19 protein-coding genes and 2 tRNA genes are annotated in these 21745 nt (G+C 71.6%); 13 read left to right on the top strand and 8 right to left on the bottom strand.

Going from position 1 to position 21745, the window contains the following annotated elements:
- The first annotated feature begins 8 nt into the window (after nucleotides 1–8).
- Together ACFYL4_RS17675 and ACFYL4_RS17670 are read left to right on the top strand one after the other, a co-directional pair.
- Entirely contained in the window at nucleotides 9–2069 is a 2061-nt protein-coding gene (locus ACFYL4_RS17675; RefSeq protein ID WP_387519306.1) for a hypothetical protein, read from the top strand.
- Nucleotides 2070–2096: 27 nt separating this feature from the next.
- The gene (locus ACFYL4_RS17670; RefSeq protein WP_387519304.1) at nucleotides 2097–2756 is read left to right on the top strand and encodes an ABC transporter ATP-binding protein; all 660 of its coding nucleotides are present in this window, start codon (nucleotides 2097–2099) and stop codon (nucleotides 2754–2756) included.
- Nucleotides 2757–2803: 47 nt separating this feature from the next.
- On the opposite strand, the gene ACFYL4_RS17665 is transcribed toward ACFYL4_RS17670, so the two are convergent.
- On the bottom strand, nucleotides 2804–4558 hold the full coding sequence (locus ACFYL4_RS17665; protein ID WP_387519422.1) for an ABC transporter ATP-binding protein: 1755 nt from the start codon (nucleotides 4556–4558) through the stop codon (nucleotides 2804–2806).
- Between the two features lie 151 nt (nucleotides 4559–4709).
- Between ACFYL4_RS17665 and ACFYL4_RS17660 the strand changes: the two genes are divergently transcribed.
- Nucleotides 4710–5291 (top strand): TetR/AcrR family transcriptional regulator, encoded by a 582-nt coding sequence (locus tag ACFYL4_RS17660; protein WP_387519302.1) that lies wholly within the window; start codon nucleotides 4710–4712, stop codon nucleotides 5289–5291.
- 73 nt (nucleotides 5292–5364) lie between these two features.
- Here the strand turns inward: ACFYL4_RS17660 and ACFYL4_RS17655 are convergent, their stop codons facing one another.
- Entirely contained in the window at nucleotides 5365–5658 is a 294-nt protein-coding gene (locus tag ACFYL4_RS17655; RefSeq protein ID WP_357769082.1) for a co-chaperone GroES, read from the bottom strand.
- Between the two features lie 172 nt (nucleotides 5659–5830).
- Between ACFYL4_RS17655 and ACFYL4_RS17650 the strand changes: the two genes are divergently transcribed.
- Nucleotides 5831–5903 (top strand) — tRNA-Ala (locus ACFYL4_RS17650).
- A 129-nt stretch (nucleotides 5904–6032) separates the two neighbouring features.
- Here the strand turns inward: ACFYL4_RS17650 and ACFYL4_RS17645 are convergent.
- Entirely contained in the window at nucleotides 6033–6632 is a 600-nt protein-coding gene (locus tag ACFYL4_RS17645) for a DUF998 domain-containing protein (protein WP_387519300.1), read from the bottom strand.
- A gap of 119 nt (nucleotides 6633–6751) precedes the next feature.
- On the opposite strand from ACFYL4_RS17645, the gene ACFYL4_RS17640 reads away from it, so the two are divergent.
- Nucleotides 6752–7606, top strand: a complete 855-nt coding sequence (locus ACFYL4_RS17640; protein ID WP_387519298.1) for an SRPBCC domain-containing protein — start codon at nucleotides 6752–6754, stop codon at nucleotides 7604–7606.
- A gap of 5 nt (nucleotides 7607–7611) precedes the next feature.
- A complete protein-coding gene (locus ACFYL4_RS17635; protein WP_387519296.1) occupies nucleotides 7612–7929 on the top strand; it encodes an ArsR/SmtB family transcription factor in 318 nt (105 codons plus the stop codon).
- Here ACFYL4_RS17635 and ACFYL4_RS17630 read toward each other — a convergent pair.
- Together ACFYL4_RS17630 and ACFYL4_RS17625 are read right to left on the bottom strand one after the other, a co-directional pair.
- Complete coding sequence (locus tag ACFYL4_RS17630) at nucleotides 7901–8134, bottom strand: hypothetical protein (RefSeq protein WP_387519294.1); 234 nt, start codon at nucleotides 8132–8134, stop codon at nucleotides 7901–7903. The genes ACFYL4_RS17635 and ACFYL4_RS17630 overlap by 29 nt on opposite strands.
- A 285-nt stretch (nucleotides 8135–8419) precedes the next feature.
- Entirely contained in the window at nucleotides 8420–9964 is a 1545-nt protein-coding gene (locus ACFYL4_RS17625; RefSeq protein WP_387519292.1) for an endonuclease/exonuclease/phosphatase family protein, read from the bottom strand.
- Nucleotides 9965–10178: 214 nt separating this feature from the next.
- Here ACFYL4_RS17625 and ACFYL4_RS17620 point away from each other — a divergent pair.
- The 3 genes from ACFYL4_RS17620 (at nucleotide 10179) to ACFYL4_RS17610 (ending at nucleotide 14038) form a co-directional block, all read left to right on the top strand.
- Nucleotides 10179–10251: transfer RNA gene (locus ACFYL4_RS17620), tRNA-Ala, on the top strand.
- A gap of 120 nt (nucleotides 10252–10371) precedes the next feature.
- On the top strand, nucleotides 10372–11592 hold the full coding sequence (gene glsA, locus ACFYL4_RS17615; RefSeq protein ID WP_357769043.1) for a glutaminase A: 1221 nt from the start codon (nucleotides 10372–10374) through the stop codon (nucleotides 11590–11592).
- Nucleotides 11593–11896: 304 nt separating this feature from the next.
- A complete protein-coding gene (locus tag ACFYL4_RS17610) occupies nucleotides 11897–14038 on the top strand; it encodes an ATP-dependent DNA helicase (protein ID WP_387519290.1) in 2142 nt (713 codons plus the stop codon).
- Nucleotides 14039–14087: 49 nt separating this feature from the next.
- Here the strand turns inward: ACFYL4_RS17610 and ACFYL4_RS17605 are convergent, their stop codons facing one another.
- The gene (locus ACFYL4_RS17605; RefSeq protein ID WP_357769039.1) at nucleotides 14088–14612 is read right to left on the bottom strand and encodes a DUF6315 family protein; all 525 of its coding nucleotides are present in this window, start codon (nucleotides 14610–14612) and stop codon (nucleotides 14088–14090) included.
- A gap of 194 nt (nucleotides 14613–14806) precedes the next feature.
- The gene (locus tag ACFYL4_RS17600; protein WP_357769078.1) at nucleotides 14807–15154 is read right to left on the bottom strand and encodes a hypothetical protein; all 348 of its coding nucleotides are present in this window, start codon (nucleotides 15152–15154) and stop codon (nucleotides 14807–14809) included.
- A 186-nt stretch (nucleotides 15155–15340) separates the two neighbouring features.
- On the opposite strand from ACFYL4_RS17600, the gene ACFYL4_RS17595 reads away from it, so the two are divergent.
- A complete protein-coding gene (locus ACFYL4_RS17595; protein WP_357769037.1) occupies nucleotides 15341–17113 on the top strand; it encodes a hypothetical protein in 1773 nt (590 codons plus the stop codon).
- Nucleotides 17114–17149: 36 nt separating this feature from the next.
- Here ACFYL4_RS17595 and ACFYL4_RS17590 read toward each other — a convergent pair whose 3' ends face one another.
- On the bottom strand, nucleotides 17150–17935 hold the full coding sequence (locus ACFYL4_RS17590; RefSeq protein ID WP_387519287.1) for a glutamate racemase: 786 nt from the start codon (nucleotides 17933–17935) through the stop codon (nucleotides 17150–17152).
- A gap of 257 nt (nucleotides 17936–18192) precedes the next feature.
- Here ACFYL4_RS17590 and ACFYL4_RS17585 point away from each other — a divergent pair, with 257 nt between their 5' ends.
- The 3 genes from ACFYL4_RS17585 to ACFYL4_RS17575 all read left to right on the top strand — a co-directional run bounded on the left by ACFYL4_RS17585 (nucleotide 18193) and on the right by ACFYL4_RS17575 (nucleotide 21654).
- On the top strand, nucleotides 18193–19677 hold the full coding sequence (locus ACFYL4_RS17585) for an FAD-binding oxidoreductase (RefSeq protein ID WP_387519285.1): 1485 nt from the start codon (nucleotides 18193–18195) through the stop codon (nucleotides 19675–19677).
- Nucleotides 19678–19759: 82 nt separating this feature from the next.
- The gene (locus ACFYL4_RS17580) at nucleotides 19760–21046 is read left to right on the top strand and encodes a class I SAM-dependent methyltransferase (RefSeq protein ID WP_387519283.1); all 1287 of its coding nucleotides are present in this window, start codon (nucleotides 19760–19762) and stop codon (nucleotides 21044–21046) included.
- Between the two features lie 122 nt (nucleotides 21047–21168).
- On the top strand, nucleotides 21169–21654 hold the full coding sequence (locus ACFYL4_RS17575; RefSeq protein WP_387519282.1) for a hypothetical protein: 486 nt from the start codon (nucleotides 21169–21171) through the stop codon (nucleotides 21652–21654).
- The last annotated feature ends 91 nt before the right edge of the window (nucleotides 21655–21745 follow it).

Below are 21745 nucleotides of genomic sequence, written 5' to 3'. Positions count from 1 at the left end.
AGTGCTCGGTGTTGCACCGGAGTGTCACCTTCACCCATGTCGTCCTTCTTCTGGTCGCGGCCGTTCTTGCATTCGTCACGGTACGCACCTACGAGGAAATGGCGATCACCGTCCCCTCCGGCGTGGTCTGGGTGAACAGCAACACCGGGGAGGCCGACCTGCCGACGATCGTCGACACGGTCGAGCGCTTCGCCCGCGACACCGGGGTCTCCGTCGCCCTGCACACACCCGACCTGTACGACCCCGGCAACATGCGGCACCTCTACCTGGCGCCCGGGGCCGAAGGGGCTCTCGCGGCGGACTGGCTGACGGCCGGATACCCCTCCTTCGGGCACACGATGCGCACGGACGTGCACCCCTTCGCCCACCTCGAACAGCCCGACCCGCGCGGGTTCTACCTCGTCTTCGGGACGGCGGCCGACACCGAACGCTTCGAGCGGGAGCTCGCCGGGATCGGACTGCGCGAGGTCTCCAGCGTCGGCGCCCAGGACCTGAACTGGACCGACCTGTACCGGTACGGCGGCGACCTCGACACGGCGCTGGTCATCCTCCTGCTGTTCGCCGTCACGGTCACGGCCTCCGGAGTCCTCCTCAACGCCCGCTCCTACGGCGTACTGCGGCTCCAGGGCCACTCCTACGCCGGCATCCTCGGACGCGACCTGGCCCAGCTGGCCCGTCTCCACCTGGGCCCGGGGCTCGGCGCCGCCGCCCTGGTGCTCCTGGCCCTGTACGTCTACAACCGGTGGTCACAGCTGACGCTGTTCGCCGCGATCTCGGGCCAACTCCTCGCACTACTCCTCGGCGCCGCCCTGGCCGCCCACGCGTTCGCTCTGGCCATGGTGCACGCCACCGACATCCCCGCCGCCCTCAAGGGGAGGCTTCCCGCCCGCCTGGCCGGGGCCGGGGCCTACCTCGTGCGGGTCCCCGCGCTGGTGTTCGTGCTCGTGGTGATCGGGCACGTCGTCGTCTCCGCCCAGAACGTCCGGGCCCAGGCGGAGAGCCTCGACAGCTACGCGGAGGCGGGTCAGGCGTCCCGACTCTCCCTGACCGGCAGCGTCGACCTGACCGACGACCGGGAGGACATGCAGGGGCTCGTCGCGGGCTGGCTGCGCCAGGCCGACGCCGAGGGCCAGCTCGTCCTGACCGCCCGGGAACGGGCCGAGAACCTCCTGCCGGTCGGCACGCCGCGCCCCGACTACGACGTGCTCGTGGTCAACGACACCTACCTGGATCAGCAGGAGGTGATCGCGGTCGGGGGCGACCGCGTTCAACCGGAGGCGCGGGTCCGCCTCCTCGTTCCCGAGAACCGGGCGGGGGAGAGGGACGCGCTCGTGGCGGGGTTCGGCCCCTGGCTGGAGTTCGTCGGCGAGGAACCGGCCCCGGAGTTTCGTGTGGAGACCACCGAGGCCGGTCAGCGGGTCTTCACGTACGGGTCACAGCAGCCCGGGGACGACCACAGCCGGTCCCACCTGGACGACCCGGTGGTGGTGGTCCTGCCCAACGGGGGAGTCCTGGACGACCACAGCTACGTCTCCTACGCGACCGGCGCGGGCCTGGTCTTCCCCGACCCCGGGGTCGCGGAGGCGTCCATCGCCCGACCGCCGTTCTCGACCTACGTCAACGGGCTCCAGATGGTCGTCACCAGCGCGGCCGACCTCCAGACACAGCTCGTCCGCGACCTGCGGCTCCAGACCTTCAACCTGTCGGCGGCCACCGTGGTCCTGCTCATGACCGCTGTCTCGGTGTGCGTCATCCACGTGCGGACCCGGGCCCAGACGATCTTCGCCCGCCATCTCGCCGGGTGGGGGTTCCTCGCCGTCCACCGGCGACTCCTCACGGTCGAGGGAGCCCTGGCCGTGCTGTTCGTGGGCTGGGCCGTCTGGCGGACCCGGGTCGAGCTCGCGTGGCGGGCGGACCCCGCCAACCCCGTCACCGGTGAATCGGTGGCGGCGCTGGGGTACCAGCCCCTCCTGGCCGTCGCCATCGCGGCCTCCGGCCTCCTGCTCGTCACCGTCACCCTCGCGGGCTTCCACCGCCGTGTGGTGCGCGAGGGCGCGTCCCAGGCATGACCAGGCCCCCGACCCAAGGAGTACGGCGTGATCAGCACACACGACCTCGGAAAGTCCTTCGGACGACGCGTCCTCTGGGAGGGGATTCGTCTCGACATCCGGCCCGGAGAGCTCCTGGCGCTCGTCGGAGCCTCCGGAAGCGGCAAGACCACCCTGCTCAACTGCCTCGGCCTCCTCGAGGAGCCCGACTCCGGCGAGATCGTCTTCGACGGCCGCCCCGTCACCAGGTGGGGACCGGGGCGCCGCCGCCGCTTCCGCCGCGACCACCTGGGCTACCTGTTCCAGAACTACGCGCTGATCGAGAACGCCACCGTGCGCCAGAACCTCGACGTGGTCTGCCGGGACCGGGAACGGCAGCGCGAGGCGCTCGCCCGTGTCCGCCTGCCCCGGCGGGGCCGGGACCGGGTGCACCACCTGTCCGGGGGCGAACAGCAGCGGGTGGCGCTGGCCCGGCTCCTGGTCGGGCGTCCCGACCTGGTGCTGGCCGACGAACCCACCGGAGCGCTGGACCACGCCAACGGGGCCATGGTCATCGACACCCTGGGGGAGATGGCCGACGAGGGGTGCGCGGTGGTGATCGCCACCCACGACGCGTCGGTGCGTGACGCCTGTGACACGGTCTTCGACCTGGGAGGGGTTCCGTCACCCGGGGCGGGCGAACGGGTGGGAGCCCCCGTGGGGGAGTGAGGCCGCGGGTACGGGGCACGGGCCCCGCACCCACCGCCGTGTCCCGGTCAGCCCGCCGGTGCCGCGGCGACCTCCTCGTCACGGTCGCCCGTCTCGGTGATGTGCAGCGCCGCGACCAGGTCCCGGTACAGTTCGTCGCGCTCCAACAGCTCGCCGTGGGTGCCCTGGGCGCGGATGCGGCCGTCCTCCATCAGCAGGATGCGGTCCGCGTGGATCACCGTTGACAGGCGGTGCGCGATGGTCACCACGGCTCCCCGCTCCGCCTGCCCGCGCACGCTGCGGGTGATCGCCGCCTCGGTGATGGCGTCCACCTGTGACGTCGCCTCGTCCAGGAGCAGGACGTCGGGCGAACCCAGCAGGGCCCGGGCCAGGGCGATGCGCTGGCGCTGGCCCCCGGAGATCGAGTTCGCCTCAAGGGGGGTGTCCAGACCCTCCTCCAAGGCCTCCACCTTCTCCGTCAGCAGGACCTCGTCCAGGACCCGGCGGACGTCCGCGTCGGTGGCCTCCGGGTTGGTGAACAGCAGGTTCTCCCGGATGGTGCCGGGCACCACGGGAGTGTCCTGCTCGACGTAGGCGAAGTGTCCGCGCACCTGCCGCGGAGACAGCTCCCGGTAGGGGGTGCCGTTGACCGTGATCAGGCCCTCCTCCGGCTCCAGGAACCGCAGGAGCAGCGACAGGACCGTGGTCTTCCCCGCGCCGGACGGGCCCACGATCGCGGTGTGGCCGCGTCGGGGGACGGCCAGGTCGACACCGGTCAGCGCGGCGGCCGCCCCCGGCGCGTACCGGGCCGTGACACCGCTCAGCTCCAGCAGGGGCCCGTCGGGGGAGGGCTCCGGCGCGGGGTCGGACCCGTGCCGGGGTACGGCGGTCGGTTCGAGCGGGATGTCCTCCACCTCGCGGATGCGCTTGGCGGCCGCGATACCCGACTGGAGGGTGGTCACGCTCTGGGACAGCTCCATGACCGGGTTCATCAGGGTGAAGGCGTACAACAGGAACGCGACCAGGGTGGAGACCGCGATCTCCCCGGAGGCCACCCGGGTGGCACCCACACCGAGGATGGCGATGATCGCCAGCTGCACTCCGCCGAAGGCGATGGTCCAGGCCAGGGCCTCGCGGCGGACCGAGCGGACGCCGTACCGGGCCGCGTCCTCCGCGTGTTCGAGGATCTGTGATCCCAGGCGCTCCTCGGCCCGGCTCACCTTCACCGTACGGATCGCCCGCAGCGAACCGTCGAGCACGCCGCCCATGAGGCCGAGGGAGTTCTGCGCCCTCTCCTGAGCCCGGGCGATGGCGGGCATGAGGGTCAGGAAGAGGACGGTGACGACGACCACCGCGACGACGGTCACGGACAGCAGGACCAGGTCCAGGACGCCCATCATGACCAGGGTGCCGACCATCAGCACACTGCCGTTGACCAGGCTGATGACACTGCTGGAGGCGGCTTCCTTGAGCAGGACGGTGTCCGAGGTGGCGCGGGTGACGAGCTCGCCGGAGGGGCGCCTGGACATCGGGAGCAGGGCCGCGCGGAAGTAGCGGCGCACGAGGGAGGTGCGCGCTTCCAGCACGACCTTCTCCGCCACGGTGCCGAGGACGATCCAGTGCCACAGGCCGGTGACCAGGCCGACACCGAACAGGCTGAGCAGGATCGCGATGGGCACGGCGAGGCTGCCCGACTCGGAGATGGTGTCCAGTACGAGCTTGACCACCATCGGGTTGGCCAGCTCCAGGGCGGAGCCGAACAGCGCCAGGACCAGACCCAGCAGGAGCTTGCTCCGGTGCGGGCGGACGAAGGACCAGAGCACCCTCAACTGGGCGAAGCGCGGTTCCGGCGGGGCTTCCGTCGGGGTCGTGGTTGGGGCGGCATCTGCCGGTGGGTGATCAGTCATGGTTGAAATTAGGTCATAGGCGACCGATTATTGTCAACAGGTTACCGACGCCCCTACTATTGGGGGCATGGTGAAGAGCGCTCCCTCAGAGGAAGAGACCAGGACCCGTGCGCGAACCCGCCGGGCGATCCTCGACGCCGCCGTCGACGTGCTGGGTGAGAACCGGTCCGCGCCGCTGTCCCAGGTGGCCACCAGGGCCGGGGTGGCCCGGAGTACGCTTCAGCGCTACTTCCCCGAACGCGCGGACCTCGTGGCGGCCCTCGGTGACTACACCGACGAACTGGCCAACGAGGCCACCGAACGCGCACGCACCACCGAGGGCACCGCCATCGAGGCGTTCTCCCGCCTCGTCTCGGAGTACTTCGCGCTACGCCAGGTCGCCATGCTCTCCTTCACGGCAGAGGAGGGGGTTCGGGAACAGGGCGAGGAGGAGTGCGGCCCCAGCGACCTCGCCCTCTACGGAATCATCGAACGCGGGCACCAGGACGGCACCATCGACCCCAGGATCACCCCGCTGTGGGCGCAGCAGCTCATGTGGTCCGCGCTCTACGCGGGCTGGGTCCACGTGACCACGGCCCGGGTCCCCGCCCTGGAAGCGCACAACCTGTGCCTCATGTCACTGGTCAAGGCCATTTCGCGGGAGCGGTGAAGAGGAGGCGGGCAGGCGAAGGGTGAAAGGGGGCGGACACGGAGAGAGGGGCCCGGGTGCCGGGCCCCGACACTCACAGATACAGGCCGGTGCCCCGCTCCGGGGCCTCGTTCGCGACCGCGTGGACGTCCCGCTCCCGAAGAATGACGTAACGCTCGCCGTTCACCTCGACCTCGCCCTGCTCCTCGGGATCGAAGAGCACCCGGTCGCCCGTCTTCACGTGACGGGCCCCCGTCCCGGCCCCCCGGACCTCACCCCACGCCAGGCGGGTCGCCAGCTTCACCGTGTCCGGGATGACCAGACCCGCGCTGCTGCGACGCTCACTCGTGTCCGGGACCGTCTTCACCAGCAGGCGGTCATGGAGCATCTGGATCTCAAACTTTGATTCGGCCACCCCACCAGAGTATTCGGCCCGACCGGAGCCCGACCCCGTGCCCCGGAACACCCCACGGTCACCCCGGGTTCCCCACTGGTCCGACCCGCCCTCGACCTCCTGTAGAGTTGAGGCGTGCCGAGCGGGGAAACCGCCCGGCCTACCAGGGGCTATGGCGCAGTTGGTAGCGCGCCTCCATGGCATGGAGGAGGTCTGGGGTTCGAATCCCCATAGCTCCACTCGACTCCGAGACGACTCTGCTCGCGCGTGAACGCGCTCGCCGGGTCGTCTCGTCGTTTCTGTGGGGGGCGACCCCCCACGCCCCCGGGGGAGTTCGCGCTGAACCGGCTCTGGCTGTGGGCCCCCGGTCAGGCGGCTCCGTGGGCGAACACCACGCCGAGCCAGGACAGGCTGGTGACGATCGCGGCCCGCTGGACCAGACCGGTGCGGGGCGCGTCCCTCTCCCAGAGGACGCCGAAGGTCCAGCTGGCCCAGGCGGCCGCGGCCGCGACGACCCCTGATCCGAGCTTCCACCCGAGGCCTCCAAGGGCGAACACCCCGATGAGCGCGATGCCGGGAAGCAGGAGGAACACGACCATGCCCGCCCAGTCGTGCAGCTGGTGGGCGCGGGAGTACGCCTCCGGGGTGGTGTCGGGGGTGCCGGGCGGGTAGCCGCGCATCGGGTCCATGCGGAAGACGCCCGAGGCGGCCAGGGCCAGGCCGAGCACCCCCACGGCGAGCGCCAGGGCGACACTGTCGGTGGACCCGGGCAGGGCGAGGGAGCCCACCGCGACGAGCAGGCCGCACAGGACGAAGTTGGTCGTTTGGACCCACCCGCGCGGACCGAGCGCGAGCGCGCTCACCGGGTGTCGGACCGGGCGGTAGCCGGGGCGGGTGAGCCCGTCGAGGAGGAAGACGACGACGAACAGCCAGGAGCCGACGGCTCCGGACCACAGCAGTGCGTTCATGCGGGGCTCCGAACAGGGGGTCTCGTACAGCGATCCTAGACGGCACGCCATGGTGCAACCCCGGGGTTGCGTTATCGCGACTCCTTGTGCAACCCTGGAGTTGCACAAGGGAGGCTGGTATGGACAGCATCGAGCGCACGGTGGACATCGACGCCACCGTCGAGCGGGTCTGGGCCCTGGTTTCGCGGCCGGGCTGGTTCATCAACGACGGACGGGTGGTCGACCACCGGATCGAGGAACTGGGAGACGGCGTCCACCTGATCCACGACCCCACCCACGGGGAGTTCAGGGTCCGCACCGACCAGCTCGACCCCCCGCACCACGCCGTGTTCAGCTGGCTCGGCAGGGTGGAGGAAACCCAGTCCACGCGGGTGGAGATCTGGGTCAAGGAGCGGCCGGGAGGGGTCACGCTCTCGGTCGTGGAGAGCGGGTTCGAGGGTCTGGGGCTGGCCGAGGCCGAGCTGCGTCGGCACGTGGCCGAACGGAGCGAGGGCTGGGAGGTCGAGCTCGCCGCCGCGCGCAGCCTGCTCGACCCCCGCACCGTCGAGCGCACCGTCCGCGTCGACGCCAGCCCCGAACGGCTGTGGAGGGTCCTCACGACCCCGGAGCACTTCGCGAACTGGTTCGCCTTCGACGGGGCCGAGTTCGAGGCCCGCGTGGGGGCGCCGATGAAACTGCGATGGGAGGAGCACGGGACCTTCCGGGGCCGGGTCGTCGAGGTGGACGCGCCGCGCCGGTTCGCCTACCGGATCGCCATGGAGCCCGAGACCGACCCCGGAGCGGCCGACAGCACCCTGGTGACCTTCGAGGTGCGGGCCTCGGGGAGCGGGAGCCTGCTCACCGTGGTCCAGGTCGGGTTCGACGCCCTGGCGGATCGGTTCGGGGACGCCGCCGACAGCGCCTCGGCGGAGCTGCGGGGGTGGGACGGCGGTCTCGCCGCGCTGGTGGAACTCGTTCGCGCGCAGAGGAGATGAGGCGGGTGGACTCGGCCCTGTCACCGGTCTTCGCGGCCCTGGGGGACGACACCCGCTGGAGCATCCTGGTCCGGCTCGGGAGGGAACCCGCCTCCGCGTCGGAACTCGCCCTCGAGTTGCCCGTGACGCGTCAGGCGATCGTGAAGCACCTGGAGGTGCTGCGCGGAGTAGGCCTGGTGCGTACCCGGCGCAGCGGACGATCGGTGGTGTACGAGGTGGAGGGAGCCCGGCTCGACGAGGTCGGGCGGGACCTGCGCGGGATCGCCGCCGCCTGGGACCGCAGGCTCGAAGGGATCAGGTCGATCGCCGAGGAGCGCGACTGAGTGGCTCCTCGGAACTCGTCCGCTCACCCAGGAAGGAGAGCAGGTCGGGGGAGTCCGAGGTGATGCGGTCCACTTCGGTACCGCCGTCGCAGGTGAGCAGCGACACCGTCGCGGTGGAACCCGTGCGCGCCACCACCCGCCACAGCGCACCGTGCTCCTCCCAGCGCAGCAGGGCCGCGACGTACCGGTCCCGGTCGGAGGCCATCGGCTCCTCCTTCGCTGTGGCGTGCCCTCCCAGCCTATGAGGGGTGGGCGCGTCGACGCCAGGACCGGAGGCGGGTTCGCCGCCCGGGACGGGAGCCGGGTTCGCGGGCTCCGCCGTGCCGGTGGGGCGCCCGGAGCGCGAGCCCCGGGCCCCTGCCCCGCCCCTTCGAAGGGAGGGGCGGGGCAGGCAGCGGCCGAGGACCGACCGGAGGGGGAGTTCACCGCTGCCTCGCCTTGGGGGCGGCGTACGGCGGGGGGAGCCCCGGGTCCGGTCGGCCGCGAGCGGCTAGGAGGGCAGTGAGTAGAAGGTGAGTACGGCCGCGTGGTCGGTGGTCCACTCGTTGTCCCGGTGTTCGGGCACCGGAGCCGGGTCGCCGACGACCACGTCACGCGACTCACGCACCGTGAGGTCGCCGGCGTGGTACACGAAGTCGATCCGGTCCTGCGGCTCCACCCGGCCGGTCGACCCCTCGTTGAACGGATACAGGGGAGACCAGGTGATGCCGGGCGCGCTCACCGGGTCGGGGTTGGCCACCCGGTAGGAGTCCGTGAACCCCGCCTCCGTCGGCAGCACCGAGGTTGGCCAGGGCACGTCGGCGTACCCGCAGTTCTTCTCGCGGAGCTCCTCGGTCCAGTCCAGGTGCGAGGGTGCGTTGAAGTCCCCCACCAGCAGCACCGGCACGTCATCGGCCGCGTCGACCTGGTGGGACATCGCGGCGAGGGTGTCGGTGATCTGCGGAGTGCGGCCCGAAGCCGACTCCCGCTCCAGCACCCGCTCCACGTCCATGCCGTCGAAACAGAAGTCGTAGGGGCCGTACGGCGTGTACCCCAGGTGCACGTTCCACAGGTTCACCTGCGACTCCTCGCCGTCCAGCGCGATCCGCACGCCGCCGGAGGCGTTGACCTCGCCGTACTCCTCGACGATCGGATACCGGCTGATCACCCCGAGGCTTCCCGAACCCTGCCAGTGGTACCAGCCCAGGGCCTGCGCCAGCCGGGCCGCGTGCCTGCCCTGGGTCTCCTGGAGCCCGACGACGTCGGCGCCGCTCTCCAACAGGAACCGCAACTGCTTCTCGTGGTAGCCGTTGACCTGCGTGCCGCCGTGCCAGGTGTTGAGACTCATCACGCCCAGCTCGTCGACGAGCGGATCGGTGTGGCGACGGACCGGGATGGTGACGTCCAGCCGCGCGGAGGAACCGTCCACGCCGGTGGCCTCCACCGTCACGCTCGCGGAGGAGCGGTCGGGGCGGGTGACGCCCGCGGGAGGCTCGCGGTGGGCGGAGGCGCGCGGGGTGCCGGTGAGGGTGCCGTCCGGGGAGACCTTCACCCAGGCGTCACCGCTGACCTTCGTGAACTCCGTGCCCCCGCCGCCTCCCGAGACCAGGCCGCCGAGGGTCGCCTCGTACGCCTCGCCCTGTCGCGCGTTGTGCAGCGTGGCCGCCTCGACGGGGAAGGTAGTCGGCCCCTGGGCCGAGCGGCGCACCTCCACGGGCTCGGCCAGCCAGGCGTAGCCGTCGCGTGCCAGGAAGAAGGCCGTGTAGGACCCCGGCTCCAGGGAGTCGGCGGACAACCGCACCGTTCCCTCGGACTCGGGCGCGTACTGCCAGACGAGCGAGGGAGCCACGTACTCCTCGTCCACGGGGCCGCCCCCCGAGGAGCGGTACAGGCCGACCCAGTTGGCGGCGTGCGGTTCGGGGGTCGAGTAGGAGAAGGTGAAGTCCTCCCCCTCGGCCAGGGCCAGGGTGCCCTGTGGTGCGGCGGACGCGGGGACCGCGCCCAACGCCAGCAGGAGTGCGGTGATCACCGTGGGGATCAGGAAACGGACACGCATCCGGGGGAGGCCTCTCTGTCGGGGGATGTCCAGAACTCGAACCACCATCCGGTACCCCGGAAACGCCCGTGTCCAACATGGGGGTATCCGTGCCGAAGCCCGGGTGAACTCGGGCCCGAGCGGTGCGCCGCGCCGTTGTGGGGTGCCCGACACCCACGATGTTCCCGGCACTGCCAGACATCCGATAGAATCGAACCGTCGCCGCAAGGCGCACGGGGCTATGGCGCAGTTGGTAGCGCGCCTCCATGGCATGGAGGAGGTCTGGGGTTCGAATCCCCATAGCTCCACTCGATTCCGAGACGACTCCGCTCGGGGGACTCCGTCCTCCTCGCGGGGTCGTTTCGTCGTTTTCGTGGGGTCCGCGTGGCCGGTGCCCCCACCGTCCCCCTCCTTCCTAGACTGGGCGGATGGACCACGACCCCGCCGACGAGACCAGCCCCGTCATCCAGGTGCTGGACAAGATCCGTGAGGAGGTCGCCGGGCTCACCGGCGGCCGGGTGGCGGACTACATCCCCGAACTCGCGGGCGCCGACCCGGACCGGTTCGGGATCGCGGCGGTCAGCGCCCACGGCCGCTCCTACTGCGTGGGGGAGTCCGAACACCGGTTCACGATCCAGTCGATCTCCAAGCCCTTCGTGTACGCCATCGCCGTGGAACAGCTCGGGCTGGACGTGGTGCACGAGCACGTGGGAGCCGAACCCAGCGGAGAACCCTTCAACGCGATCAGCCTCGACGAGCACGGTCGTCCCGAGAACCCCATGATCAACGCGGGCGCGATCGTCACCACCTCTTTGGTGGAGAACGCCGATCCGCACCGGCGTTTCGAGCGCATCCGCTCGGTGCTGTCCTCCTTCGCCGGGCGCGACCTGGAGGTGGACGGGGACGTCTACCGCTCGGAGGCCGAGACCGGGCACCGGAACCGGGCCCTGGGGTACCTGAGCCTGGCGGGGGGCGTCCTGGTGGGGCAGGTGGAGGACGCCGTCCAGGACTACTTCCGGCAGTGCTCCCTCAGTGTGTCCGTGCGCGACCTGGCGGTCATGGCCGCGACGCTGGCGGTCGGCGGGGTCAACCCGGTGACGGAGGAGCGGGTGGTCTCCCAGCGCACCGCGCGGCACACCCTGTCGATCATGAACAGCTGCGGCATGTACGACCGGGCCGGGGAGTGGGGGCTGCGCGTCGGCATCCCCGCCAAGAGCGGGGTGAGCGGCGGCATCCTCGCGGCCGCTCCCGGCGCCTTCGGGGTGGGCGTGTTCAGTCCGCCCCTGGACGACGCCGGCAACAGCGTGCGCGGGGTGGCGGCCCTGGAGCGGCTCTCCGACGACTACGACCTGCACATGCTCCAGACGCCCTCGGAGCCGCCGTCGCCGATGCACAGCGTGACCCGGGAGGGGAACCGGCTCAACGTGCGGTTGCGGGGCGAGATCGACTTCCTCGCGGCGGAACAGGTGGTGTCCCGTCTGGAGGAGGCGATCGACGACGCCCGGGTGACGTCGGTGAGCGTGGCCCTGGAACGGGTCTCCGGGCTGAGCGACGCCGCCCGGTCGCTGTTGGCCGCCGAGCTCAGCGAGCTGGCCGACGCCGGTGTCGACGCCACGGTGAGCGATCCCCGTGGCGTCCGCCGGTCCTGATCCGAAGCGCCTCTCTCCTCGAACCGGATGACGTGGACCAAGCCGTCGTTCCCGTGGATGACGTACGTCCCCGTGGTCGCCGCGCGCTCGGCATGGCTCCTCGTCCTTGACGGAGGGCCCGTGGGAGCAGGTCGACGAGTGGGTGGGCCGGTACCGGGACCGCTGGGAGGGTCGCCTTCGAGTTCGAGGGCATGCCGGGCCACGCTCGCCCGAACCACGGGCGGGGCGGTTCGGCGCGAGGGCCGGACCAGCCCTGCCTGTGGACAACGCCGAACCTGTCGTCACCGGCGGGTACTGTCGATCCGTGGCAGATCTCCCCGACGTTCCCACTCTGCTCGCCGCGGCCGTCAAGGCCCTGGGCGGCAGCAGTCGAGTGGGCCAGCAGACCATGGCCGAGGCCGTCGCGGCGGCGGTCGAGGAACGCGAACACCTCGTGGTCCAGGCCGGTACCGGCACCGGCAAGTCCCTGGCGTACCTGGTTCCCGCGATCAGACGCGCGATGCTGACCCGGACCCCCGTGGTCGTCTCCACCGCGACCATCGCGCTCCAGAACCAGCTCATCGACCGCGACCTGCCGCGACTGGCCGCCGCCCTCGCCCCGCTGCTGCCTCGCGAACCCACGTTCGCCGTGCTCAAGGGACGCCGCAACTACCTGTGCCGCAACCGTATGCAGACCGCCTCGGACGAGGAGGCCGAGGGCAGCGAACTCTTCGACGCCCGCCAGCTCTCGTCCCTGGGCCGCCAGGTCGCCCGCGTGCACGAGTGGGCCGAGGAGACCCTCACCGGCGACCGCGACGAGCTGGTCCCGGGCGTGAGCGACCTCGCCTGGCGCCAGGTGTCCGTGGGCGGCAACGAGTGCATGGGCGCACGGGTGTGCTCCTTCGGCCAGGAGTGCTTCGCCGAGTTCGCGCGCGAGGCCACCACCGGGGTGGACGTGGTGGTCACCAACCACGCCATGCTCTCCATCGACATGTCGCAGGGCTACCACATCCTGCCCGAGCACGACACGATCCTGATCGACGAGGCGCACGAACTCGTCGACCGGGCCACGTCCGTGGCCACCGGCAGCCTCACCGAGCGCTCCGTCACCACCGCGGCCAAGCGCGCGGCCCGCCTGGTCGAACCGGGGATCAGCGAACGCCTCTCCGAGTGCGCGGACGGTCTCGCCCTGATGTTCACCGAGGTGCCCGAGGGGCGTCTGGACCACATCGACGAGGGGCTCGCCGGAGCCGTGGCCGCCACCCGGGACGCCTCCGCCGCGTGCGTCGCGGCGATCGGGCCCTCCCCGGGCGGTGAGCTGGACCCGGATACCGCCTCCGAGCGGCGTCTGGCCCTGGCCGCGCTGGGCGAGGTCCGCGAGGCCGCCGAACGGGTCCTGGAGTCCTTCGAGCCACCGCTGCGCGATCGCACGGAGATCGTCTGGCTCACCAAGGTCCCGGCGCGGCCGCCGACACTCAACGTGGCACCGCTCGGAGTGGGCGGGCTGCTGCGGGAGAAGCTCTTCGGCGACCGCACCGTGGTGCTCACCTCCGCCACCCTCACCCTGGGCGGCGACTTCACCGCCCTGGCCCGGCAGTGGGGGCTGGGACGGGAGGTCGCCCAGGAGGCGGCCGAGCGCGCCGCCCGGGTCGCGACGGTACCCGAACCCGCTCCGGTGGAGGCAGCCGCGCCCGAGCCGCCCGACCCGGGCGCGCCGGAGGCCGCGGGGGACACCGACGAGGACGGTCCGCACCGTGCCGCCGGGGAGCCGCGCTGGCGGGGCATGGACGTCGGCTCACCCTTCGACCACGGTCGGAGCGGCATCCTCTACGTCGCCCGCCACCTGCCCAAGCCCGGCCGGGACGGCCTCTCCGAGGCCTACCTGGACGAGATCGCCCAACTCATCGAGGCCTCCGACGGGCGGGCTCTGGGCCTGTTCTCCTCGATGCGCGCCGCCCAACAGGCCGCGGAGGAACTGCGCGAACGCCTGGACCAGACCATTCTGTGCCAGGGGGAGGACTCCACCGGGCAGCTGGTCCGCAGGTTCGCCGAGGAGGAGCGGTCCTGTCTGTTCGGCACCCTGTCCCTGTGGCAGGGCGTGGACGTGCCGGGGCCCTCGCTCCAGCTGGTGATCGTCGACCGCATCCCCTTCCCGCGCCCCGACGACCCGCTGGCCTCGGCGCGGCAGCGCGCCGTCTCCGCGCACGGCGGTAACGGGTTCCTGTCGGTGTCGGCCACGCACGCCGCGCTGCTGCTCGCCCAGGGCACGGGGCGCCTGTTGCGCTCGACCCACGACCGGGGCGTCATCGCCGTGCTCGACCCCCGCCTGGCCACCGCCGGGTACGGGGGGTTCCTGCGGGCGTCCCTACCGCCCTACTGGGGGACGGCCGACCCCGAGGTGGCCCGTTCCGCGCTGCGCAGACTCGCGGAGAAGGCCGCGGCCGACCAGGACGAGTCCGCGGCCTGACCCACCGGCCGTGGCGCGGGGCCGTGCCACGGCCGGTGGCGGGGGACGTTCAGCCGCGCGTGCGGTAGCCGAAGAGACGGATCGCGTATCCGGGGGAGTCGTCCTCCGGTTCCTGGATCTGCCAGCGGTCGTCGTGCTCGCCCACCAGCAGCTCGTTCCACATCATGTCGATGAGCTTGAGCCGGGACACCACCGAGGCCTCGGGGTCGAGCACGATCGCGTAGGCGTGGTCGGTGAGCCGCTGGGTCACCATGCCCACCGACTGGCCGTCCCAGATCGCGGGCACCGGGGCGTGGCCGATCTCGATCCCGCACAGCCGGAGCTGCTCGACCTCCTCGTCGAGGGCCTCGGCGGCCAGAGCGCCGTCGAGCCGCAGGGCGTCCTCCAGCTCGTCGCGTTCCTCGTCCGCGCGCAGGTAGGCGTGGTAGGTGCGGTAGCCGCACGGCCGGCACTTGCGCCAGACCACGCAGCGGGCCAGCCCGTAGGCGGACTGCGCCTCGCCGACACTCTGGTGGTCGCTCACCTCGCGGACCATGCCGCACTCGCAACACAAGGCAGTGAGATCCTGCTTCATCAGAGTCCCCCCTCCCAGGCGAGTATGCGACGGATGGAGGCCGTTAGGGAACCCGTTCGGCGAGGAAGTCGCGGCAAGGACTCGTCATCAATGCCCAAAATGACCCGGTGACGGGTTTCGGACATGCTCAGAGGGGGTGCGGACGTGGCAGGTCTCACCCCGGGACGGTAGGCTCCGCCCGCACCAGCCGGGGGTCACTCGTCCATGGACAGGCCGCGCTTGTTCCGCGCGGTCCAGTCGCGCATCCGCTGCGGGTAGCCCACGATCTGTACGTCGTAGGCGGGCTTGGCCAGGTTCTTGGCGACCTTGCGGATGACGTCGGGCGAGCCGCAGCGCCGCCTGATCCACTCGCCGTCCGTGGCGACGGCGACGGCGGTGGTCCGTGTGGCGAAGGTTTCGGGCTCCACGAAGAACTCCACGCCCACCCGGCTCTTGGCGAAGTCGATCAGGGCCTTGATGTCCGAATCCTCGGAGGCCCGGTCGAAGCGGGCCTTGCCCTTGCGGTTGGCCTTGCGCAGTCCGAACCGGTCGCGCCATCCCATCGGTGCTCTCGTCTCCCTCGTGCCGCCGTACACCAGCCGCTCGCTGGACACCTCCGATCCTATCGGCCGTGGCCCGGCCCTTGAGGGGCCGGACCGCCCGGGCCGCACCGGGTTTGCGCGTTCTCCAGACAGCTCCGTCACCGCGCTGCTACGTTCTGTTCGCACATGGCACAGGGGGGAGACACCATGACGATGTGGACATGGGTGGGGGAGACCGGACGCCAGCTCCGCGCCGCCGGGCAGGACGAGCTCGCCGAGGCCGTCACCACGCTGCCCGAGCTCAGCGAGGCGGGCGACGCGGTCAGGGTGGAGGCGCTGGCCCGGTCGTCGATGCGCACCGCCCGCCGTCTCGTCGGGGAGGCCACGAAGTCCGACAACCCCGCGCCCACGGCGGTTCCCGCTTCGGTGCCGGGGGTGTTCGGGCCGCCGACGCTGTTCTTCCTGGCGCACTGGCCGCTCGCCGTGCGCGTGGGTTCGCTCGCCGAGGGCCGCCGGGCCCTGGAGCAGGCCCGCGCGGTCGTCGAGGACGAACCCGCGCCGCACCAGTACGGGCCGCTGCCGGTCTCCGCGCTGGAGACGCTGGTCCGCTGCCACGCCAACATCGACGCCAGGGGCACCACCGACCAGCGCCGCGAACTCCTCTCCGCCAGGCGCCTGTCCGGTTGGGAGAGCACCCCGGCCTGGCCCGCCTTCACCCTGGCCCGGGTCCACCTCCTCATCGACGAGGGCCAGGCGGACCGCGCCGAGGCCGAGCTGCGCCGCTACGACCACACGGCCACGGGCCCGGCGGTGCTCGGCGCGGACGGTGTCTTCGCCCTGGTCAGGGCCCTGCGTCACCAGGACAAGCACACCGACGCCCTCGACGCGCTGGACCGCATGGAGGCCGAGCTCGCCCTGGGGGGCCGTACGGGCGAGGGGGCCGTCGCCAACCCGCGCCGTACCGCCCTGCAACGGGTGATCCGGTTCGAGCGCGCGCGGCTGCTGTCGTGGCTGGCCCGGCTGGGTCTGTGCGACGCCCGCCAGGCCATCGGCCTGCTGCCCACGGTGGAGGAGGCCGAGACCTACCCCAAGCTGCGCGCGGCGTGGGTGGAGTCGGTGGAGAACCTCGTGTGCCAGGGGAGTGTCCGCAACGACTGGCGGCTCGGTGTGCGTGTGACCACCTGGTCGCGCTACTTCGAGCGGGTGGGTGCCCCCCGTCGGGGCGCCGAGCTGGCACTGGCGGCGTCCAGGCTGGCCAGCGGCCGGGGCGCGCGCTGGGTGGCGGAGTGCTCGGCGCAGCGGGCCGAGCGCCTCATCAGCGAACTCGGCGGTGCCGAGGAGATCACCGGAGACCTGGTGGAGGTGAGGTCCATGGTGCGGGGAATGCAGACGATCCGGCCGCTTGCCCCTGCCACGGGCATCCTTGACTTCCTCCGCGCGCAGAAGGCCGAGGAGGTCAACCCCGAGCAGCAGGCCGAGCAGGTCAACGTGGCGCTCATGGAACGTCCGCACGACTCCGCGCTGCTGAGCGCACTCGGGCAGGTCGGCCGTACCCTGATGCTCTCCGACGTGGCCACCGAGCCGCAGTGGAGGCACGTCCGCGAGCAGCCGGGCGACCAGCGCGCCGCGCTGTCCCTGCTGGAGACGCTGCTGCACGACAACGACACCGCCGGAGTGCGCGACCTCGTCCGCACGCTGGCCGCGGGCGCGATCGTCCCCGATCCCGCTCGGGTGCGCGAGCGGCCGGGCGGGACCAGTCCGGTCACCGGTGCCCCCGGGGCGGGTCTTCGCCCGGTGGAGGAGTACGCGTCGGCGGACGACCACCAGCCGGTGCGCCACCACGCGCCGGTGCTGGAGCAGCGGACCGTTCCGGACCGACCTCGGGTGGAGGAACCCCGGACCCTTCCCGACGAGGCTCCGGTGCGCGGACAGCGGCTGGCCCCGGCCCACTCGCGGGCGGGCGACCAGAGGTCGGCCTAGAACTCCGGAGCAGATGACGCGCGGCCGGTCCTGTGCTCAGCGGGGCAGGAGTGACCGGCCCGCCGGGTAGGCCAGAGCGGCCCGGGGCAGCTCTGCCGCCCGACCACTGGTCAGGACGGTGACCCGGCCGACCCGGTCGGGGGCCGGGGTACCGCGCCCGTCGGTGTGTTCGGCTCCGCCCACCCTGCGCAGGGTCTGGGCGGCCACCGCCCGGGCCGCGGTGAACAGTTCGGCCCGCCCGGAGAGGGCCCCGGAGATCTCGGCGTCCACGAGGTCGTAGTGCGTGCACCCCAGCACCACACCCCTGACCTCGGGCGGGGTGAGTGAGGCCGCGTACGCCACCGCGGTGTCGATCAGCGACGGGTCGGCGGACTCCACGGCCTCGGCCAGCCCCCGACACGCGACCTGCGTCACGTCCACGCCCCGCGCGAAGTCGGCCACGAGCCGTTGCTGGTAGGAGCTCCGAGTGGTGGCCTCGGTGGACCACACCGCGATGGGGGTGCCCGCGGCGGCCGCCGGTTTGATCGCGGGGACCGTCCCGATCACCGGGATACCCGGCTCCAGTTCGGTACGCAGCCGTTCCAGTCCGTGCACCGACGCGGTGTTGCAGGGGACGACCACGGCGTCCAGGTCGCCCGCCGCCTCCAGGGCGGCGCGGGCCCCGGCCAGGGCCCGGTCGATCACCTGTTCCGGGGTGCGGGGGCCCCACGGCATGTGGTCGGGGTCCATGGACAGGTACAGGTCGGCGTCGGGGCGGGCCGCGTGCAGGGCCGAGGCCGTGGACAGCATGCCGATACCGGAGTCAACGAGAGCGATGCGCACAGAACGGCATCCTATGCGGACCGTGCGGTAACACCGGCGTCACTCCAGGTGGCGGCCGTGACGAGGGTTTCGGTCTCGCGGATTCCACCGCCCCCGCGCCGAGCGTCCCCGCCCGAGAGCGGGTAAGACACGTACCGAAATGGGGTGGCCGTGGACGGATACCGGTAGGTAGAACTGAGGGGATCGGCCTGCCGCGGCATGCCACCACCGGTCCTGGCCGACCCGCACCGTGTCGCCGACAGTCAGGGGAACCCGGTATGACTCCGAAACAGCCCGGTACGACCTCCAGCCCCGGCCCCCGGTCCCCACGGGGGCCGTCCTCCGGTTCGGGGCACGCCGGACACGTCGCGGCCGTCCAGCGCCTACTGCGCGACTACCGGGCCCTTCCGGAGGGCGCCCCGGTCAGACTGGCCAAGCCGACCTCCAACCTCTTCCGGTTCCGTGAACGCTCCTCCGCGCCCGCCCTGGACGTGTCGGCCTTCTCCGGCGTCATCTCCATCGATCCGGTCGAGCGCCTGGCCGACGTCGGCGGCATGACGACCTACGAGGAACTGGTCGCCGCGACCCTCCCGCACGGCCTCATGCCCACCGTCGTCCCGCAGCTGCGCACCATCACCCTGGGCGGGGCCGTCACCGGCCTCGGAATCGAGTCCTCCTCCTTCCGTAACGGCCTCCCGCACGAGGCCGTCCAGGAGATGGAGATCCTCACGGGCTCCGGCGAGGTCGTCACCGCCACCCGCGACAACGCGCACGCCGACCTCTTCCACGGGTTCCCCAACTCCTACGGCACCCTCGGGTACGCCCTCCGGCTGCGTGTGGAACTCGACCCCGTCTCCCCCTACGTGCACCTGCGCCACCTGCGGTTCCGCGACGCGGCGACCGCGATGGACGCGCTCGCCCTGATCTGCGCCGAGGCCTCCCACGAGGGCCAGCCGGTGGACTTCGCGGACGGTGTGGTGTTCGGCCCCGACGAGCTGTACCTCACGCTGGCCCGCTTCACCGACCACGCCCCCTGGACCAGCGACTACACGGGGAACGACGTCTACTACCGGTCCATCCCGCGCTACGCCGACCCGGTGGGGGGAGCCGTCGGGCCCGGCGACTACCTCACCGTGCACGACTACCTGTGGCGCTGGGACACCGACTGGTTCTGGTGCTCCCGCGCGTTCGGCACCCAGAACCGGTTCGTCCGCCCGTTGTGGCCCCGGTCCCTGAAGCGGTCCGACGTCTACCGCAGGCTGGTCGCGTGGGACCGGCGCACCGACTTCTCCCGGCTGTTGAACCACTACCGAGGCCGCCCCCAGCAGGAGCCCCTCATCCAGGACGTCGAGGTGGGCGTGGAGCGGGGGGCGGAGTTCCTCGACTTCTACCACGCCGAGATCGGCATGACCCCCCTGTGGATGTGCCCGCTCAGGCTTCGCGAACCCCGTCGCGCCGGGCTCGCCGCCGACCAGCACGTGTGGCCGCTCTACCCCCTGGAGAACGACCGCCTGTACGTGAACTTCGGGTTCTGGGGCCTGGTCGACACCGTCCCCGGGCAGCGTCGCGCCCACCACAACCGCAGGGTCGAGGAGGAGGTCACCCGGCTGGGCGGCCACAAGTCCCTGTACTCCGACTCCTTCTATTCGGAGGACGACTTCTGGGCGCTCTACAACGGCGCCGACTACCAGGACCTCAAGGAGACCTACGACCCCCGGGGCCGACTCCTGGACCTGTACGCCAAGTGCGTGCGTAACCGCTGAAGCACCCATCGCCGAGCACTGACGGCTCCACCGGGCGGTGGCCCGAGGCAGGGGCCGCACACGGGACGGAAAGGACAAGAGCATGCGGCTTGCAGAGATCTTCGAGCGCGTCGTGGGACCCGACGCGCCCATCCGGTTCACCGCCTACGACGGGAGCCGCGCGGGCGACCCGAACAGCGAGGTCACCGTGAACGTGCGGACCCCGGTGGCCGTCAACTACCTGGCCCAGTCGCCCAACGCGGTGGGCCTGACCCGCGCCTACGTCTCCGGACACCTGGAGCTGGAGGGCGACATGTACACGGCGCTGAGGCACATGGCGGACTTCACCTTCGCCGAGGGGGTCAACGTCACCGTCCGGGACCTGTTCGCGATCGTGGGGTCGGTGGGGTGGGTGAAGTTCGTGAACCGGGTGGCGCCCCCACCGCAGGAGATGCGCAGGGGCGCCCTGCTCGGACGGGGGCCCAGACACTCCAGACAGCGCGACGCCGAGGTCATCCACCACCACTACGACGTCTCCAACGAGTTCTACGAGCTGGTCCTGGGACCGTCGATGACCTACACCTGCGCGGTCTTCGACGAGGAGGACGGGGCCCTGGACCGGGTGCATTCCTTCGACGGGGCCCTGGAGTCCGCCCAGTTCCGCAAGTACGACCTGGTCGCGCGCAAGCTGGGGCTGGAGAAGGGCATGCGTCTGCTGGACGTCGGCTGCGGGTGGGGCGGCATGGTGCGCCACGCCGCCCGTGAGCTGGGCGTGCGCGCGGTCGGGGTGACCCTGTCCAAGGAGCAGGCGGAGTGGGGAGCCAAACGGATCGCCCAGGAGGGGCTGACCGGTCTCGCCGAGATCCGCCACATGGACTACCGGGACGTTCCGGACGCCAGCTTCGACCGGATCAGTTCGATCGGGCTGACCGAGCACATCGGCGCCCGGAACCTGGACCCGTACTTCGCCTCGCTGCACGCGAAGCTGGTGCCGGGAGGCCGACTGCTCAACCACTGCATCACGCGGCCCAGCAACAACCTCAAGCCCATGAACACCAAGGGTGTCATCAACAGGTACGTGTTCCCCGACGGCGAGCTGGAGGGCCCGGCCCAGATCCAGACCGCCATGAACGACGCCGGCTTCGAGATCCGCCACCAGGAGAACCTGCGCGAGCACTACGCCCTCACCCTGCGTCACTGGGGCGCCAACCTCGAACGCCACTGGGACGAGGCGGTCGCCGAGGTGGGGGAGGGGACCGCGCGGGTGTGGCGGCTCTACATGGCCGGGTGCGTCCTGGGCTTCGAGCGGGACGTGGTCCAACTCCACCAGATCCTCGGGGTCCGGCTCGACGGTACCGACGCGCACATGCCGCTGCGTCCGGACTTTTGACCGCGCCGGGGTGTTCGCGCTGCGCGGACACCCCGGTGTCCGGCCCCGGCCTGCGCGACGCGGGGGCCCCGAGGCGGCATCATGGAGCCGTCACACTCAGCAGCCGTGAAGGGACCCACCCCGTGTCCTCCGACGACAACGCGCCCCAGGGCGACCCGACCCCCGCGCACGACCTGCCCGAGCACGTCCGGCGGACCGCGATCGACCTGATCGGCGCCTACGCGGACCACAACCGGGAGGAACTCGACCGGGTCGTCCCCCGCGCGGCGGACGACGTCGACGACGTCCTGTCCGAACTCAGGGTGATCGCCGCCTTCCTGGGCCGCCGCGTGCAGGAGACCGGTGTGGTGTGGAAACCGGCCGACTCGCGCGAGGCCGTGGCCCGCACCGTCGCCGAGATGCTCCCGCCGGAGCTGGAGTTCGCCGTCTCCACGGCCTGGGAGGCCCACTCCATCGGTGAGGAGGAGACGGCCGAGCGCCTCGCGCAGGGCGACCGCATGGTGTTCGCGCACATGCTCGCCGCGTTCTGCGCCGCCATCGGCCTGGCCGTCTACAAGCGTGCCGAACTGGTCCCGACCCTGCGTCAGGTGACCGGCCTCGGCGACTGACCGGCCGGGTCGACCGGCCGGGAACCCCGGTCGGATTCGCCCGCTAACAGGTCAGACACAAGTCGCAGTGGTTTACTTCACAAGTCGTCGT

Origin of the sequence: Nocardiopsis sp. NPDC006938, from assembly GCF_042869555.1 — a bacterium.
Lineage (GTDB): Bacteria > Actinomycetota > Actinomycetes > Streptosporangiales > Streptosporangiaceae > Nocardiopsis.
The sequence above is the reverse complement of the archived record's forward strand: the minus strand, read 5'-3'. Positions and strand labels throughout refer to the sequence as shown.